An 18,323-nucleotide genomic window follows, 5' to 3' on the forward strand; every position below is an offset into this window, starting at 1 on the left:
TCCTTTAGTTAACGTAACTTGCCCATACTAGCCCGAATCCGACAGGATAAACACCGAGAGAAAAAGGGGATTTGTGCAGAGGATTGATTTTGTAGCCAGTGTTTTTGCTGGCAATAAAATGCGTCTGTTAGCGTCTGTGACTGCAAAGATGGGCAACCGCATCCTGTGTTTCTTGCGAAAACAGCGCCAATTGCTCATCAGTCAATACACCATGATGTTTCAAGGCTGCTATTTTAACGACCGCATTACTACGCTTAAGATCATCAAACATCTCAGCGATGGCATTATCTTCTTTGTTAATCACTTTCCAAAGAGCTAAGTAAGCCTCATGCTCCCGACCTTTACGGGTAGATGATATCTGCTCTATACGCTCAAAAATTGTCTCGCATGCCGAATTGAGCAAACTCTGTTTGAGGCTGCTGAGCCTCTTCCAATCTTTTTCAGATACAGATGACATCTGACTGTTCTCCTAATACATGAGGCTAATAAATGAGGTCGCCCAAGATAAAACAAGCACATAATGCACTTTAGATTTGCCTACAACTTACTCAGGCTAAAGTGGCTTGAATAGGGTCATTAAAAATACTTGGGCAGCATCATAGGCAAAATCGACGTTTTAAGATGGGTGTCCACTTTCTTCCTTCTTTATTCCTTTACTTGGAGATGTGCCCACTTCTTTCTGTCGTCACAGGGCAATGAGAAATGGGTCAATCAGCTAAGTAGTTACAACCCATGCATCGTTGTGCTGAAAATAATCAAACAGAAATACAGCTTGCTCCAAGCCATAAATAAAATGCTTTAATTCATTGAATTGCATACGTTCGCTCAACTCTACGCCCAAGTTTCCAATTAATACTTGGTTAGCCAATAACTCGTGAGCGGCATGGTTTCGATCTTTGACGACTTGCTTTAGTAGCTCTGTATAATCGGCTCGTAAACCAACAGTTTCTAGTTTTGCTCGCGACCGCCCAAGTGTGAGCTTTTCCGTTTCCGACTCAGGTATGCCAAAAGATTCCTCTAAAAGTTTTTTTAAGGCAAACTCGAGAATTTGTGCCGTACCAAGGTAAATTGAGAAACATTCTAAGAAGGACTTATCATTGTATTTCTCCATTCGCCGGAGTACTTCACTTTGTACATCGCTACCTGATAACTCTTCTTTTTCGTAGATCGAAGACATTACCCTTCCTTGTATACATAACGATTTATATCGTGCGCTTGCGCCTAATCTCACCTCTGAACACTTGGTAAAACTACACACAACCCACTGATTTAAAATTTGATTTCCACAATAGCAAAAATCATTCTGGGTAGAAAGTGCGCAAACGCATGATTTCTGCTTGTTTTGCGGTATGCATTTTGAAATAAAAAAGCAGCGTATCGATGGATACGCTGCCATGTTAAGGTGAGACCGACTTCTTACTCTGCGTGTATAGTCAGTATGGCCTTTGATAAACTCAGTCAAATTGCACATCAAAATCAAATCTTAAATAAACTCTTCACGTTTACGCAGTACAGCCAGTAGCCCTAAACCAAGCAGAGCAAAGAAAGAAACTGCGCCGCCTTCTTCGACAATAATTACCTCACCAGAGCTATCGCGGTCACGACTTTCTAGCGGCAAGGCATATAAGCCATCGGTATCATCGGCGCTAATGGTCGCAACAATATCGCTATAACCAACCTCATAGACATCGATTAATACATCGTAGTGATCCGTTTGATAGCCAGTGTAGAGGGTCGTCAGCACTTCGTAATCATCCTGAGTCGAGTCACCGTAGATGGTAAACACGTCCGTGGTGTAGTAATGCACCCAAGGGCCACCGTTACGACTGAGGTATAACTCGGCAAACAGGTCGGCGCGTTCATTAAGATATGCACCAAACACATCTACATCGAAGGTTACGCTAAAGGTTTGATAAAACCCATCGTAATCAAAGTCTTCAAACAAACGGCTGCTGGCATCAAAAATCGCAAAGCTGTGATAAATAGGGGCGCGATAGGGATCTTCAGTGGCGGCGCTTGAACTGGGGATCGGCTGACTCGTATGTTTGGCGATCACTTGTTCGCGAGTCATGGGGGTTGCACCCATCAATTGTACTCGCTGAACATTCGCACCTTGTGCCGAGAAGGACGGTGCCAGCGATTTAACCGCAGCGGCAGTAGCTTCCGCTACACTTTGAGCGGGAGCCGACTGTTGCAATAGGCTTAAGGCTTGCTGCTCTTGCTTGACGGCTTGCTCGGCATCGGCCTTTTTCATCATCCCAATACTTGCTGCACTAAAGGGCGCCAAGTTTGACTCGTCGCTCGGCTGCGCGCTCACCATTGTCGATGCCAGTAATGCACTGGCCAATACTACAGCCTTCACATAAGTCGTGGTTGCGATAACTTGTTGTTTCACTGTGTTCATCTTGAATACCCCATTGGATAATCCGCTCAAATTGGTGACATTAGAGGGCACTCAAGGTGAACATAAGCTGAACATTAAAATCTGCTCTATTTCAGAGCAACAATGCTGTTCAGCCTTAATTCATCTGCTGTGGTTAACACTACTAATATGTCACAGGATATGACTCCTGATATGTAAAGAGGTTCGATGAGGATTAACTCGATAAAATCTCACGAATCACAGTGAATTTTAAAGGAATTGTGTTTACCAATTGGCTGATCTCTATGTGTTTGTTATGGTGATGAGGTATTCTTAGTCGACTCGATAAGCTATCAAGCTCGCCACTTACTTAAGATCGCCGAACCTGTACGGGTAACAGATATGAAACTTGGTTTGACACTGACCCTAGTCGCTTGTTTATGTGCCTCCTTTGGCTGCATAGCGGGCAATGATAAACACGATGATCGCAATCAATCGCGCGACCAAGGCGTTAAGAATGAGCAGCGCCGCCTTGTGGTGAATAGTCCAGACCAAGCCGTGGCTATGGTGCAGCGTCAATATCGAGGCAAAGTGCTCAGCGTGCAGTCGAGCGGCTCAGGCTATAGAGTCAAAATCCTCAATAATGATGGCCAGGTTTTTTCAGTTTCGGTGGATGCCGCTACAGGACGCGTGTCGAGGAATTAATATGCGACTCTTACTCGTTGAAGACGACGTAGCACTGCAAACCAACTTAAAACAGCACTTGCTGGATGCCCATTACAGCATTGATGTCGCCAGCGACGGCGAAGAGGGCTTGTTTCAAGCCGTTGAATATAACTATGACGCCGCCATTATCGATGTCGGTTTACCTAAACTCGACGGTATTAGCCTTATCCGCCGCATTCGCCAAAAAGAGCGCGCTTTCCCGATCTTAATTTTAACCGCGCGCGACAGCTGGCAAGATAAAGTCGAAGGTCTCGATGCCGGTGCCGACGATTATCTCACTAAGCCCTTTCATCCCGAAGAATTAGTGGCTCGGCTCAAAGCCTTGAGCCGCCGCTCGGCAGGTAAGGCAAGCCCAATCATCACTAACGGCCCCTTTAGTTTAAATACCAGTAGCTTAGAGGTCCGCAAAGGGGACGAACTCGTCACGCTAAGCGGCTCTGAATACAAGCTATTTGAGATCTTTATGCTGCATCAAGGTGAAGTGAAATCTAAAACAGCACTCACCGAACATATTTATGATCAGGATTTTGACCTCGACTCTAACGTCATCGAAGTCTTTATCCGCCGTTTACGCAAAAAGCTCGACCCCGATAACCAATACAATCTAATCGAAACCCTGCGCGGCCAGGGCTATCGTTTAAGAGTCATTGCTCCTGAGCAAGGTACTGATGAGTAAACGCGCGCTTGCCTGGCAGTTGCTCAACTCCTTAAAGACTCGGCTCGTCCTTAGCGCACTGTTGTTTATCTTGGTGCTGCTGCCGCTGATTGGGGTCGCCCTCAATGACGCCTTTGCTGAACAGGTAAAGAGTGCCGCTAAAAATGAGCTAAGTGCCTATGTATATTCAGTATTAGCGGTAACTGAAGTCGAAAATAAACGGATTTTTATCCCTGAATTAGTGCTCGAGAACCGCTTTAACCTTATTCAATCAGGGCTTTATGCCATAGCCACCACCGAAGATGCGGAGCATAAACAGAGCATCGTCTGGCATTCGCAATCCTTTATGGGCATCACGCCACCAGCACAGTTCACCATTCCGCCAACGGGCCAAAGTGCCTTTGAGCAAATCGACCTCGCGGGCGCGCCACACCTTATCTATAGCTTTAGTGTGAGCTTTGCCAGCCTGAATGAAAATGTGCCAGTGACTGTCCATATCATTAAAGATGAACATGAATTTCAGCAGCAGATAGCTCAATTTAATCAACAGCTTTGGACTTGGTTACTGATCTTAATTCTCGTGATGCTGATATTTCAGCTGAGTTGGTTGATTTGGACCATTAGACCACTGGCACGCTTTACCCAAGAGCTGCATGATGTGGAACAGGGTAAATCAACCCAGCTGAGCAGCCAGTACCCCAGCGAGTTACAAGCGGTGGCGAGGCAGCTCAATATCTTGCTCAATACCGAACAAACCCAGCGTAAGCGCTACCGCAACGCCCTTGCGGATTTAGCTCATAGTCTCAAAACACCACTGGCGGTGATTAAAAGTCAGGTGGATTTAAGTGAAGCCTCGAGTGAGCAAGTGTCGAACATCAGTCGCATCATCAGCCACCAGCTTAAACGCGCCCAAACTGCGGCGGCCGCCTCATGGCATTTAGGGATTAAGGTTGATGAGGTGGCCAATAAACTGCTACGCACCTTAGCCAAGATTTATCGAGAACCGCAAATTAACCTCGGTGGCGAAATCGCTGAACAAGCGGTTTTTAAGGGCGATGAAGCCGATCTCACCGAGATTTTAGGTAACTTACTCGACAATGCCTGCAAAGCCGCTAAATCAACGGTCAAATTAACCGTCACCGGCGATGCTTATCAATTGCAACTTTGTATCGAAGATGACGGCCCAGGGATCAGCGAAACCCTGCAAACGCAAATCTTTGAGCGCGGGATCCGCGCCGATTCCTATCATCAAGGTAACGGCATAGGTTTAGCGATTGTCCGCGATTTAGTGGATAGCTATAACGGTCGAATTTCTGTTTCCCGCTCAGAAAATTTAGGTGGCGCCAAGTTTACCGTTAACTTTACTCATTCTGCTTAATCTTTTATTTTCAATGCCATATATCGTTTTATTGGTAAGAAAATAAATCCACAACACGCTTTTGCCGCACAATATACTTTCAGCTTATGTTCATATTCACGCGCCTATGATGCCAATAACATCCTCAAATAGGATTATTGGAGCGAACCATGAACAGATTATATCGATGGAAATGGCTAGTGTTATCGGCGGCTTTAGTTGCTCTGCCTTTCACCGCGCCGACGCAAGCTGCGGGCGTATCCGTTAGCCAAGGTTCAAGTGCTTCACTGAGCCAAGCCGAACTCGAGCAGATGCTTGCGCCTATTGCCCTCTATCCCGATAGTTTGTTGAGCCATATTTTGATCGCCTCAACCTATCCACTCGAAGTAGTACAAGCGCAACGTTGGTTGGAAGATCATCCTAAGTTGTCGACTGATCAAGTGATGTCTCGCACCGAAGACAAGGACTGGGACCCGAGTGTTAAAGCCCTAATGGCTTTCCCCAATGTCTTACAGAAAATGAGCGAAGATTTGGATTGGACCCAAAGGCTTGGCGAAGCCTTCTTGGCCGATGAGGCGCAAGTGATGGACGGTATTCAATCACTCAGACAACAGGCGGATAAAGCCAACAGTTTAGCCAGTATGGAGAATATGGCGGTAACTCGCGCCAATAACCAGATCATCATCGAGCCTGTACGCCGCGAAGTGGTATATGTGCCCTATTATGACCCCCGCGTAGTTTACGGTACTTGGCGTTGGGGCGTGGCCTATCCGCCAGTATATTGGGAGTTTGGCGGCTATGTTGGCTACCCTTACCGCCCAAGCCATAGCTACTTTTACTGGTCGCCTGGTATCCATATTTCCTTTAACTACTTCTTTAGCTCATTTCATTGGCATCACCATAAAGTCGTCGTGATAGATCACCATCACTCCCACCATTATCGTCCACGGGAAAGATACTCGGTCAGCCATGGCGCTCAACCTTGGAAGCATAAACCCGAACACAGACGCGGCGTGGTTTACCATAATCCCGTGGTAAAAGAACGCTACTACGCTGACAGCAAGTTCCGTGGCCGCGACTCCCACTCCAGTGGCAGCAGCCAGCACTTTACCAGCCAGTACTCGAAATCAAGGGAACACCAAGACACACGTTATAACCGCGACAACAAGAACTATGACAAGCGCCAAGATAAGGACAGAAGCAATAACCTAAGCCGCGATAATCACTACAGCCGCGAGCGGGCGCCCAGCTTTCAGAATACTCAAGCCGAGTTAAAAGAGCGCCGCGTGGCACCGACGAACTCGGCGCAAACCAAAAGGGAAGGTTACCAAAAAGAGCGTAACGACAATGTCCGCAATGATAATCAGGTAAGGCAAATGCAGGCTAAGGCATCGCGGGAACAAGCTAAGGATATCTCACAAAGGCAGTACCAGAGTCGAGACCAGCAGCCGCGTAACGTCGAGACTCACTCTCAGCCACAAAGACAGGAAGCTCGCCCCGAGGTAAGACGCGCCGAACCGCAACGTATCGAGCAGCCCCGTCAAGCACAGCCAAGACAACGGGAAGAGACGAGAGTAAGGCAGAGCGAACCCCGCCAAAATATGCAAGCATCACGCAGTGTGGAGCGTAATCAAGGCCGCTCAACTCAGAGCCAAGAACGTCGCCAGCGGGAATAAGCAAAGATCAAATATAACAAAAGAGCGCGAAGATTCGCGCTCTTTTTGATAACTCAGTCGTTAAAACTTTAGGGTCAAGGACTGGCCTTCTCCCATACCTTGCCACTCGATGGTAAGCTCCATTATCTCATTGATAATATGTTCAAAGTCAGATTGTGAAATCTCTGGGATAGCTAGCTTTCGGTTACTACAGGCCTGCTCGAGTAAATAGATAAATCCTGCATAGCTAGGCGTATCAGCAGACCATAGCAGAGATTGCAATGCTTCGACGATCGATTCGGTTTGCCAAATGTCAGTTTTATCAGCAACCGCTAAAGAAGCTTCGTTATGCTCAAGGGTGAAATTGATATCGGCACCAGCACGTATTTGCGCGAAAAAAGCCCCTTGAATCCGCAGGCGTTTTTCAACGACGTAGTGAATCATATCGTGGGGAGCAATCCCCTGCTCAGGCATCTGAGTTTGTGTGGCACTACCATCCATGCGAACACAACGTAATTGAGCGTAACGGGTCGAACCTTTAGTGAAGATAACTTGCATAGCGCTGTCCTTAATGTATCCATGTCCTATCGCCAGACTGACTCAAGTATAGTGCTAAATGGATAAAAAACGGCCTAAAAATTGCGTTCAATAAAACGCAAACAATCATCTGCAGATAAGGGTTTACTGAAATAATATCCCTGCACCAGATCGCAACCCATACTCGAGAGTAATACCAGTTGGGCCTCGTTCTCGACTCCTTCAGCCACCACGGTTAACCCTAACTCATGGGACATCGAAATCGTGGCCGCGCTGATTGCCGCATCGTTTGGATCATTTTCAATATCCTTGACAAAGGAACGGTCGAGCTTAAGCCGATCTAAGGGCAGCAACTTCAAGTACGAGAGTGACGAATAGCCGGTGCCAAAATCATCAATAGCCAATTCAATCCCATATTGACGCAACTCGGCCAGCAACTTGGCATTTTGCTCAGGATACTGCATGGCGACACTTTCAGTGATCTCAAGCTCCAATGCTCCCTTGCCAAGATCATATTGAGCTAACACATTGATAATATCAGCAACTATGGTCTCTTTACGCAGTTGATGCGCCGATAGATTAACCGCCATTCGCAAGTCTTTCGCGCCCTTTTTACGCCACTGCGCCAGTTGTGCGAGTGCTTGCTCTAATACCCATTGGCCGATGGGGATAATCATGTCGATCTCCTCGGCAATAGGAATAAAGCGATCGGGAGCAACCAATCCCAATTCAGGATGCTGCCAGCGGATCAACGCCTCAACACTCACCATTTGTCCGGTGTTGATATCGATCTGCGGCTGATAATGCAGCAGTAACTCATCACGGGCAATGGCTTGCCTGAGCCCAGTTTCAATTTGCTGGCGCTCAGTCACTAAGGTATTCATTGCAGCGGTGAAAAACTGATAGTTGTTTCGCCCCGCCGCCTTGGCGCGGTACATGGCCATATCGGCATTTTTCATTAACGCTTCAACACTATCACCATCGGTTGGGAATAGGCTGATGCCTATGCTAGGTGATGAATGTAGGGGCTTGTTATCTATGATGTAGACTTGATTCAGACCGCTGCGCAAGGCTTCCGCCACCTTAGCGACGCTATCGTGATCCGTATCAGACAACACCACGACAAATTCATCACCGCCTAAGCGCGCGACGATATCGTCACTGCTTACAATACTCTTTAAGCGCCGCGCCACTTCGAGCAACAACATATCGCCGACATGATGTCCCAGGGTGTCATTAATATTTTTGAAATGATCCATATCGATAAACATTACGGCAATCTGGGTTTGGCTGACAAAAGCCTCCTGAAAAACCATCTCCAAACGCGATTGCAGACTCAAACGATTCGGTAGCAAAGTTAAGGAATCATGATGCGCTAAGAAGTGAATGCGCTCCTCATTCACCTTGCGTTCGCTGATATCGGTAAAACTGCCGATGTAATGGCTGATTGCCCCAGTTTCGTCGCGCACCACAGACATCATCAGCCATTTCGGGAAATCATAGCCATCTTTGTGGCGATCCCACACTTCTCCTTGCCAAAACCCCGTTTGCTCAAGCGCGGCTCGCACTTGAGCATCAATGTTTTTATCGGTTCGAGCGGCTTCAATAAAACGACAGTTTTTACCTATGATTTCATCCCTTGAGTAACCAGTAATTTGGCTAAAGGCGCTATTAACATCCACGATGACATCATTGGCATCGATAATAGTGATACCTTCCCCACTTTGCTGGAATACCTGTGCCAGCAAGTTAACTCGGGCAATAGTTCGCTCTTGCGCGGTAATATCTTCCACAATAAACAGGATAAGCGGCTCACCATTAGCTGCGGCCACTAAGGAGCCATTCAGTCTGACGGCGACTAGCTGTCCATCTTTATGCCGATAGTGCTTCTGATAAGGACCATAACGGCGTGTTTGCTTGAGGCGTTCGAGCTGCTCAGCCTCAGTCACTTGGTAACGAATCGGGGTAAGATCCCAAGGATCAAGCGCCTGAAGCTCCTCTAGTGTGTAGCCCGTAATTTCAGTAAATGCTTGGTTAATGGCGACAAAGTGCCCATCCTCAAGACGTTTTAACACATGGCCAACGGGTGCCTTATCGAATAGGTTACGGTATTTTTCTTCGCTCTCGACGAGGGTGGCTTGAAATGCTTGGTTACGCGCAATCTCCTTCGAAAGTGCCATAGTTTTTTCTGCCACTTTATCCTCAATCCGATGACGCTCACCGGAAGAGATTAATGTCACACCACTCACAACGGCACAGGTGATAAAGGCTAAAAGTAATAGCAACAGTGACAGACTGTAAGATTCACCCATCAGTTGAGCATACGACTCGTAAATCACAATATGCCATTGCCTATCGGCAAGCGTTAAGTGGGCCTGATAGTATTGGCCTGTTTTATCGCTATGTAACTTACCAGAAAAGGTAGGAAATTCTTTCTGACTATTCGCATAGAGCAAGGCTCCATCAGCACTCATATCCGTTAGCCGCCAATGCAAACCTTTTACCTGTTCGACTTTATTGATGATGCTTTGGATATCGATCACCGCCGAACAAAATCCTTTAATGTTACCAACGCGATCGAAAGAAGGCACCAATAGTAGCGTGCCTCCAAGGCCATGAGGATCTTCAGCTAATTGGATTTTGCCTGTGATGACCGGCGCAAGCGTTGATCTCCCTTTTGCTATGGCTGCCGCCCTCGCAGACTCGCTGTTGAGATCTAATCCAAGTACGGTGCGACTGCTATACATAGGTTGCACATACTTAACAGGCACAAGCCAGCCGTCGGCGTTTGGTTTGCCCCCCTCTAAATATTTGATATTGAAAGGTCGCCCCAGCTCAGCTGTGGTTGCAGACTCAAAACTCTGTTTATCGCTCGCCGCAATCAATGGTGACCAAGCCCAAGCCTTGAAGCCATCTAATTGGAGTCGATTACGTTTACCGAACTGAATAAATTCATCTTCCGTGACTATTTCACTGTTATCAAACAGGCTGGCAAGGGCAACTAATTGTTGTAGATTGGTTCCCTGAAAAGTTTCCACACTACTGATAATCGCATTGGATTGAATTTGAAACTTATCCTGCAGTTGCTGCCGCTGGTTCATATCTGCGTAATAATAAATCCCCACGCAAAGTAAAAAACCAATCACCAAAGGTAGTCCTGTTTGAATCCGCCTTGAGCGCCAAATGGGTCGCCGATCAAACACTAATATGGTTAGCGGGATAAAAATGACCGCTCCAAGGAAATCGCCCATCCACCAATTGAGCATACTGGTAACGAGATCCGAACTTGGAATCATGCCGTAAACTGCAAGTGCAGCATTACCCAATAGAGAGGCAATAATACAACCAGCACTGAGACTAACCATTGATTTTATAACAGTTTCTGGTTTATCAAAGGTCAGTAAAGGATCGATGTATCGAATAATTCGAGCAGAAATAATGGTCTGTAGTAACGTGCCCAAGGCAATACTGACGGGCAACCAACCGAGATGTAGTTGGCCACCTATATTGATATTAATCAGCAGTGACCCGATAAAAACACCCACCCAAGGTGTATAGGCTTTCCATAGCACGCACGAAGCAATCGCTATTCCAGCAGCAGGCCAGATTGCCGCCGAATAACCGGGCGGCAAAGCGATCATCAGACCAATTTTACCGACAATAAAGTAGGCTAAGGCAATGAATAAATTGATCTTTACATGGTGAGCAAATGCTTTGATATATAATCCCTTTTTATTCTGTTAACGAGCAGAATGGCCCCATAATGCCTTAATCTATAAATCAATCTCAAGCCTAGTAAAGGCAGTTAGCGAACCAAGTATTGAATAATAGTCGCCTTATCGCCGAATTTGGACACCTTTTACCATGCTGTATCTGTTAAAAGTTCAGACTCAGCACCTAGGGCGTGTTGACGCGTCGAGATTAGATTTTGTTCTTTCTGGCAAGCACGTGCTCGCGAAACGAGGAATGATGTGTCGTTATTCTACTCCAATGACGAACGGCTCTTATGGCAGAAGGTAAGAGCAAGGACTTGCCAGGCGAACCCTTCGGGCAGCATTTGGCTGCAAAAATAACCCTGAAACATCAACACGACCTAGTCACATGCTTATTTTTTGTTGAAATAAACCTGCCATTCACTGTAGGTTGCCCGCTAAATCGGCAAACATGCATAGTCCGATTCGAGCACAATCTCCCCAATCTAGCCTTAAACAGGCTAAATATAACCTCAATATTTTGCAAACAACGCTCACAAATCCCATATATTTTGTGAGCTTAATAGGTTTATTTTAAGTTAAATTTGTATAAAAAATGTATAAACACAGTTTTGATTAAGGTTTTTTTAATGCAAAAGCCCTTTTGTGACCTAGATCCACTTTCAATCAATCCCCGCTTCTTGTTATCCTCCCGCCCGCACAAAAAAGTTGCAGCTTGAATTTTTATTCAGCCAACAATTCTTCTCGCTCAACGCCGGACCTGTTAATTGAAATTCGCACTCAGCCAATTTTGCGCTGAAGGATTGAATCTCGTTGCGAGGTTCTCCCACTTCAGTATGACAAACTTAGCCCTGCTTTTTGGGTTACTGTTTGTGCTGCCCGCAGCTGACTTAGTGTCAGTGATGGTCGGCGGCTGCATCGATATTGGCGAATTAATCACCCTAAGTGATGGCTTTTTAATCGAGTTCTTCGGCGCCACGCTGCTGAGCATTTTGCTGCTCAATCCCCAGATTATTAAGCAATTGTGGAATTTGTTCGACAATGGCTTCAAGTTTTTCAACAGCTTAGATTTAACTAATGCTGCCCTGTTTTTAGCACCCCCAAGGCTAAAATCCCTCGAGCACCTTGCACACGGTTGTCGCGCCCCACCATTGTAACTCTCTGTTTTAAAATTCAAATTTAGCATTAAGCGCTGAAAGTCGATCCTCAATCTTGCATTGGGGTGGCAGGCATTTTTTGTGCCGCGCTCGAGCCACTTTCGGATTTGCCTTCGGATAACGCCGCTCAATGCTACTGCCAATCTCTCTGGGCAGAGTTGTAAACCTTAGGGTTAGAGGAATCTTCCTTTGTTAATTCGAAATTTAAGTAAAGTAGCATTCGCGGCGATAGCCCTGATGCTCGCAGGCTGTGATGGCGGCGTATTGGATCCCAAGGGCCAGATCGGTGTCGATGAAAAGCACCTGATCATCATCGCTACCCTACTCATGCTGATTGTGGTTATCCCCGTCATCTTCATGACTTTGTTCTTCGCATGGAAATACCGCGATGGCCGAGATCATGAGGTTTACGCCCCTAAATGGTCCCATTCAAGCGCGATTGAAACCGTGGTTTGGATTGTGCCTATTGTGATCGTATTGATTTTGGGCGTGATCACTTGGGGTTCAACCCATGATCTCGACCCTTACAAACCACTCGAACACGAAGCCAAGCCAATTACGGTTGAAGTGGTTTCTATGGACTGGAAATGGTTATTTATCTATCCAGAACAAGGTGTTGCATCGGTAAATGAACTGGCTTTCCCAACCAATGTACCAGTGAACTTTAAGATCACCTCTGATACCGCCATGAACTCTTTCTTTATCCCGCAGTTAGGTAGCCAAATCTACTCAATGGCTGGGATGACGACTAAGTTGCACCTGATTGCCAACGAACCCGGCACCTATGACGGTATTTCCGCTAACTATAGCGGCGCAGGTTTTGCGGGCATGAAGTTTAAAGCCATTGCCACGCCAACGGCGGCCGACTTCGATGCTTGGGTAGCCAAGGCAAAACAACAGGCGACGAAGACCTTAGACTCTGCGACTTACCAAGCCTTAGCACAGAAGAGTGAAAACAATCCTGTTGAATACTTTGGCTCAGTTAGTCACGGCATGTTCGATCAAATCGTTATGCAATACATGCACATGGACTCAAACGAGCACATGGCAGGCCATGAAGGTATGGAACACATGAGTGCCGACCACAATATGGCTGGCATGCACCACGATATGGCGCATATGGCGAGCGAACAGAAGATGGCCGACATGGAAAGCTCAACCCATTCTGACACTTCATCAACAGAACACTCATCCACTCACCCAGTGGAGGCGGAGTAATCATGTCTTTTCTCGGTAAATTAAGCTTAGATGCGATTCCGTATCATGAGCCTATTATCATGGTGACCCTTGCGGTTGTTGCCGTGATAGGCCTGTACGTCGCAGCCTTGATCACTAAACACAAAAAATGGGGCGTGCTTTGGCACGACTGGTTAACCTCGGTTGACCATAAACGCCTCGGTATCATGTACATAGTGCTTGCCTTCATCATGCTGATCCGCGGTTTCTCCGACGCCATCATGATGCGAACCCAACAGGCACTGGCCACCAATGGCGCAGCAGGTTATCTGCCGCCTGAACATTACGACCAAATCTTCACTGCCCACGGCGTGATCATGATTATCTTTATGGCGATGCCATTTATGATCGGTCTAATGAACTTAGTGCTGCCACTGCAAATCGGTGCCCGCGACGTTGCCTTCCCCTTCTTGAACAACCTCAGCTTCTGGCTAACCGCCTCTGGCGCTGTGCTAATCAATATTTCATTAGGTTTAGGTGAATTCGCCCGTACCGGTTGGGTAGCTTACCCGCCGTTGTCTGAGCTGGCTTACAGTCCGGGCGTTGGGGTTGATTACTATATCTGGGCGCTGCAGATTTCGGGGATAGGGACAACCTTAACTGGGGTTAACTTTATCGCGACCGTGCTTAAGATGCGCGCTCCTGGCATGAAGCTGATGCAAATGCCCATCTTCACTTGGACTTGTACTTGGGCCAACATCCTGATCGTGGCGTCGTTCCCGATCCTGACCGCGGTTTTAGCGCTGTTAACACTCGATCGCTACATGGGTTTCCACTTCTTCACCAATGATGGTGGTGGTAACGCCATGATGTATATCAACCTGTTCTGGGCTTGGGGTCACCCTGAAGTGTACATCCTGATTTTACCTGCGTTCGGTATCTTCTCGGATGTGATTTCAACCTTTACCTCTAAGCGTCTGTTCGGCTATTCCTCCATGGTATGGGCCAGTGGCGCGATCTCGATCCTCGGTTTTATCGTGTGGTTACACCACTTCTTTACCATGGGCTCGAGCGCCAACGTCAACGCCTTCTTCGGCGTGATGACTATGGTGATTGCGGTCCCGACTGGGGTAAAACTGTTTAACTGGTTGTTCACCATTTACCGCGGCCGCCTGCGCTTAACGGTGCCAGTGCTGTGGACCTTAGGCTTTATGGTGACTTTCACCATTGGTGGTATGACGGGCGTGTTATTGGCCGTACCTGGCGCCGACTACGTACTGCACAACAGCTTGTTCCTGATCGCTCACTTCCATAACACCATTATCGGTGGTGCAGTGTTCGGTTACTTAGCTGGTTTTGCTTACTGGTTCCCGAAAGCGACGGGTTTCCACTTAAATGAGCGTTTAGGTAAAGCGTCATTCTGGTGCTGGCAGATTGGTTTCTATGTGGCCTTTATGCCGCTGTATGTACTCGGTTTTATGGGTATGACTCGCCGTATCAACCACATTGATAACCCAGCATGGAACATGTGGATCTATATTGCTGCCTTGGGTGCTTGCATCATCATGGTCGGTATCATTCTGCAATTCGTGCAACTGTACGTGAGTATCCGTGACCGCGACCAAAACCGTGACACCACGGGCGACCCATGGAATGGCCACACGCTGGAATGGTCAACCGCATCACCACCACAGTTCTACAACTTTGCTAAGTTGCCACAAGTATCTGATATCGATGCCTTTACCGATGCCAAAGAAAAAGGCACCGCGTATCAACGCCAAAAACACTATCAGCCAATCCATATGCCGAAAAATACCCCAAGCGGTATCTTAATGGCGCTGGGCATTACTGCCGCGGGTTTTGCTGCGATTTGGCACATTCTGTGGCTCGCGATTGTGGGCATGGTGGGCGCGTTTATCGTGTTCTTATTCCGAGCTTATAACAACGATGTCGACTATTACGTTCAACCCGATGAAGTGGCACGCATTGAAAATGCTCACTTAAACAATGTAGTAAGGGGCTGATATGAGTGTTGCAATCCCAGCTGATTTAGACGTTGCTCACGCCGAGGAGCACCACGAGCACCATGACACGGGTGGCAACACCCTATTTGGTTTTTGGCTCTACCTGATGACCGACTGCATCCTGTTTGCATCGGTATTTGCCACCTACGCCGTGCTCTATATGAACACCGACGGCGGTGTATCGGGTAAAGACATTTTCGAACTGGACTTTGTGCTGATCGAAACCGCAGCCCTGCTGCTCAGTAGTATTACCTATGGCTTTGCCTTGATTTTCGCTAAGCGTCACAACAAGGCGGCAACCCTCACTTGGTTAGCTATTACCTTTGCACTGGGCTGTGTGTTTATCGGCATGGAAGTCTATGAGTTCCATCACCTGATCGAACATGGCAACGGTCCACAACGCAGCGCCTTCCTGTCATCTTTCTTCACCTTAGTGGGCATGCACGGCTTGCACGTGACCGCAGGGTTAATTTGGATGGCAATCATGATGATTGAAGTCGCCAAAACGGGCTTAGGCAATCGCAGTATCACTCGCCTGAGCTGCTTAAGCTTGTTCTGGCATTTCCTCGACATCGTGTGGATTTGCGTATTCACCGTTGTGTACTTATTGGGAGCACTGTAATGGGCGCACATACTCAATCCCAGCATAATAGCCATGATCATAGCCATGGCGCAGACGATCTGGCCGCCAGCATCAAGTCCTACTTAGTCGGTTTTGTGCTGTCAGTGGTGTTAACTGCCATCCCATTCTGGGCGGTAATGACCCATCACTTCGAGCAATCGACAACGCTTGCCATCGTCGTTGTCACGGCACTGGTGCAGATTTTGGTACACCTTAAGTACTTCCTGCATTTGGACTTCTCTAAGGAAGGCAAGATCAACACCTTCTCCTTCCTATTTACCGCACTGATCATCGTGATGGTGGTTGGCTTGTCGGTATGGATCATTCTCGAAGCTAACGCTTTGATGATGTAACGAGACACAGCAAATGAACACACAAGCTAGATTGACATCGACGCAATGGAAAGCACGCTTCAAAGGGTATGTTCAGGTGACTAAGCCTGGCATCATTTTCGGGAATCTGATTTCCGTTGCTGGCGGCTTTCTATTGGCCGCGAAGGGCGATGTGGATCTGGTCTTGATGCTGGCAAGCTTAGTGGGATTATCCTTAGTCGTCGCCTCAGGCTGCGCGATTAATAACTGTATTGACCGTGATATTGACGCCAAAATGCAGCGCACCTGCAAACGCGTCACCGTCACGGGCGAAATCCCCCTAAGCCATGTCTTGCTGTTTGGCATCGCCTTAGGCGTGCTTGGATTTGGTATCTTAGCCTTGTTCACCAATGCCTTAGCCCTGCTGTTTGCCGCTATTGGTTATGTCGTTTATGTCGGGATTTATAGCCTCTATATGAAGCGAAACTCGGTTTACGGTACCTTAGTCGGCAGCTTTTCGGGCGCAGTACCGCCCGTGGTGGGCTATTGCAGCGTAACGGGGCAAATGGATATGGGCGCAGTGATTTTATTGCTGATGTTCAGCCTCTGGCAGATGCCACACTCCTACGCCATCGCGATTTTCCGTTTTAATGACTATGCAGCCGCGAAGATCCCCGTGCTGCCCGTCGCCGAAGGGATGGCCAAGGCGAAGCACCATATAGTGCTCTATATCGCAGTGTTCGCCTTGGTCAGCACCATGCTGCCACTCGCAGGTTACACAGGCACCGCCTTTATGGCCGTGACCTGTGCCACCAGCCTCTGGTGGCTAACTATGGCCCTCAAAGGTTATCGTCAAGATGTGGATATGCCACGTTGGGCCAGACAAGTGTTTGGTTTTTCAATTATTACCATCACAGCACTCAGTGTAACCATGGCGCTGGATTTTCAAGCGGTCAGTCAAACCCCACTGTTTACCTTAGTGCGATAAACATAACCTTTATTCAAAAACAAAAGCGCTAACCTAGGTTAGCGCTTTTTTATTGTCTTAATCCTCAATAACTCAGGGACAAAAGGGCGTTAAAAAATGGATGACGAGCACTACTTCATTGCCGATTTTATATAGACATCGAAGCGGTTTTTCTTAGTTTCGATAACCATGCTGGGCTTAACGCCGGCGAGGTCTTCGGCATAATCGGGGCGCTTCACCACTACACGCTTACGGGCTAGGGCCATGGCGGGGGCGAGCAAACCATCGGCGTCAAGATCCGCGCCGACTAAGGTTTGGAAGACTCGCATTTCTTTTTTTACTAAGGCTGATTTGTCGCGGTGGGGGTACATAGGGTCGAGGTAGACGACATCGACCTCTTGCTCCAATTTGGCGAGTGCTTCGAGGCTAGAACCATGGAAAAGCTGCATACGTTCACGCATCCAATCGCCGATTTCGGCATCTTGATAGGCGCGGCGTAGGCCGTCTTCTAATAATGCGGCTACTACAGGATGGCGCTCTACCATAGTCACGGTGCAGCCTAAACTTGCCAGCACAAAGGCATCGCGGCCGAGGCCCGCAGTACCATCGACCACTTTTGGTGTAACGCCCTGCTTTAACCCAACAGCCTTGGCAATCGACTGACCACGACCGCCACCAAACTTGCGTCTATGGGCAACCGCGCCTGTCACAAAATCCACCACTATGCCATCGAGCTTAGGCTCATCACGCTTATGTAGCGTCAAGGTGTCTGATTCAAAACGCAATTCAAATGGCGCATCGACATCAAAAACCAGTTGCCAACGGGCACAAATGTCCACAAGTGTTGGAAATTGCTGATTAAAAAAGACTGGAATAGGCAAAGGGATCACTGTTTAACGGGTAGAAATTGCGGCCATTATGCCAAAGAACCGCCTTGATGAACATGCAAGCAAATCACCTTGTTTGCGAGTATTAAGTTGTTGGTCAATTTGTCTAACTGCTCCTATAAAAACTCAAACATCAATCACAATGTAATTGACTGATTTATAATGGAAGAAATC

The 18,323-nt window shown here is 47.5% G+C and carries 16 protein-coding genes; 10 read left to right on the plus strand and 6 right to left on the minus strand.

Annotated elements, in window-relative coordinates; all coding sequences use genetic code 11:
- Positions 1-127 precede the first annotated feature (127 nt).
- From FJD32_RS21820 to FJD32_RS21830, 3 genes are all read right to left on the minus strand, one after another.
- Positions 128-457, minus strand: coding sequence for a hypothetical protein (locus tag FJD32_RS21820; protein WP_037427403.1), 330 nt, complete (start codon positions 455-457; stop codon positions 128-130).
- Between the two features lie 258 nt (positions 458-715).
- Positions 716-1,177: a hypothetical protein gene (locus FJD32_RS21825; protein ID WP_050991324.1), complete on the minus strand. Its 462-nt coding sequence runs from the start codon at positions 1,175-1,177 to the stop codon at positions 716-718.
- Between the two features lie 306 nt (positions 1,178-1,483).
- Positions 1,484-2,404 (minus strand): choice-of-anchor H family protein, encoded by a 921-nt coding sequence (locus FJD32_RS21830; protein WP_099457226.1) that lies wholly within the window; start codon positions 2,402-2,404, stop codon positions 1,484-1,486.
- A gap of 360 nt (positions 2,405-2,764) precedes the next feature.
- Here FJD32_RS21830 and FJD32_RS21835 point away from each other — a divergent pair, with 360 nt between their 5' ends.
- From FJD32_RS21835 to FJD32_RS21850, 4 genes are all read left to right on the plus strand, one after another.
- Entirely contained in the window at positions 2,765-3,067 is a 303-nt protein-coding gene (locus tag FJD32_RS21835; protein WP_099457225.1) for a PepSY domain-containing protein, read from the plus strand.
- Position 3,068: 1 nt separating this feature from the next.
- A complete protein-coding gene (locus FJD32_RS21840; RefSeq protein ID WP_140906960.1) occupies positions 3,069-3,764 on the plus strand; it encodes a response regulator transcription factor in 696 nt (231 codons plus the stop codon).
- Complete coding sequence (locus FJD32_RS21845) at positions 3,757-5,121, plus strand: ATP-binding protein (RefSeq protein WP_099457223.1); 1,365 nt, start codon at positions 3,757-3,759, stop codon at positions 5,119-5,121. Before FJD32_RS21840 ends, FJD32_RS21845 begins: the two co-directional genes overlap by 8 nt.
- A 149-nt stretch (positions 5,122-5,270) precedes the next feature.
- On the plus strand, positions 5,271-6,776 hold the full coding sequence (locus FJD32_RS21850; protein WP_099457222.1) for a DUF3300 domain-containing protein: 1,506 nt from the start codon (positions 5,271-5,273) through the stop codon (positions 6,774-6,776).
- A 60-nt stretch (positions 6,777-6,836) separates the two neighbouring features.
- Here FJD32_RS21850 and FJD32_RS21855 read toward each other — a convergent pair whose 3' ends face one another.
- Both FJD32_RS21855 and FJD32_RS21860 read right to left on the minus strand, forming a co-directional pair.
- Complete coding sequence (locus tag FJD32_RS21855) at positions 6,837-7,313, minus strand: hypothetical protein (protein ID WP_037427409.1); 477 nt, start codon at positions 7,311-7,313, stop codon at positions 6,837-6,839.
- A gap of 74 nt (positions 7,314-7,387) precedes the next feature.
- Positions 7,388-10,984: an EAL domain-containing protein gene (locus FJD32_RS21860; RefSeq protein WP_258195998.1), complete on the minus strand. Its 3,597-nt coding sequence runs from the start codon at positions 10,982-10,984 to the stop codon at positions 7,388-7,390.
- Between the two features lie 857 nt (positions 10,985-11,841).
- On the opposite strand from FJD32_RS21860, the gene FJD32_RS21865 reads away from it, so the two are divergent.
- The 6 genes from FJD32_RS21865 to cyoE all read left to right on the plus strand — a co-directional run bounded on the left by FJD32_RS21865 (position 11,842) and on the right by cyoE (position 17,283).
- Positions 11,842-12,162 carry a hypothetical protein gene (locus tag FJD32_RS21865; protein WP_050991325.1) on the plus strand — a complete coding sequence of 107 codons (321 nt, stop codon included), beginning with the start codon at positions 11,842-11,844 and terminating at the stop codon, positions 12,160-12,162.
- Positions 12,163-12,351: 189 nt separating this feature from the next.
- Complete coding sequence (gene cyoA, locus FJD32_RS21870; protein ID WP_099457220.1) at positions 12,352-13,380, plus strand: ubiquinol oxidase subunit II; 1,029 nt, start codon at positions 12,352-12,354, stop codon at positions 13,378-13,380.
- Positions 13,381-13,382: 2 nt separating this feature from the next.
- Positions 13,383-15,362: a cytochrome o ubiquinol oxidase subunit I gene (gene cyoB / locus FJD32_RS21875; protein WP_099457219.1), complete on the plus strand. Its 1,980-nt coding sequence runs from the start codon at positions 13,383-13,385 to the stop codon at positions 15,360-15,362.
- A gap of 1 nt (position 15,363) precedes the next feature.
- Positions 15,364-15,984, plus strand: coding sequence for a cytochrome o ubiquinol oxidase subunit III (cyoC, locus tag FJD32_RS21880; RefSeq protein WP_047535571.1), 621 nt, complete (start codon positions 15,364-15,366; stop codon positions 15,982-15,984).
- Positions 15,984-16,337 carry a cytochrome o ubiquinol oxidase subunit IV gene (gene cyoD / locus FJD32_RS21885; protein ID WP_099457218.1) on the plus strand — a complete coding sequence of 118 codons (354 nt, stop codon included), beginning with the start codon at positions 15,984-15,986 and terminating at the stop codon, positions 16,335-16,337. Before cyoC ends, cyoD begins: the two co-directional genes overlap by 1 nt.
- A 13-nt stretch (positions 16,338-16,350) precedes the next feature.
- Complete coding sequence (gene cyoE / locus FJD32_RS21890; RefSeq protein WP_011718749.1) at positions 16,351-17,283, plus strand: heme o synthase; 933 nt, start codon at positions 16,351-16,353, stop codon at positions 17,281-17,283.
- Positions 17,284-17,393: 110 nt separating this feature from the next.
- Here cyoE and FJD32_RS21895 read toward each other — a convergent pair whose 3' ends face one another.
- On the minus strand, positions 17,394-18,143 hold the full coding sequence (locus tag FJD32_RS21895; RefSeq protein WP_055647081.1) for a class I SAM-dependent methyltransferase: 750 nt from the start codon (positions 18,141-18,143) through the stop codon (positions 17,394-17,396).
- Positions 18,144-18,323: the final 180 nt, after the last annotated feature.

It is taken from the genome of Shewanella sp. LC6, from assembly GCF_006385735.2.
Taxonomy (GTDB): Bacteria; Pseudomonadota; Gammaproteobacteria; order Enterobacterales; family Shewanellaceae; genus Shewanella; species Shewanella xiamenensis.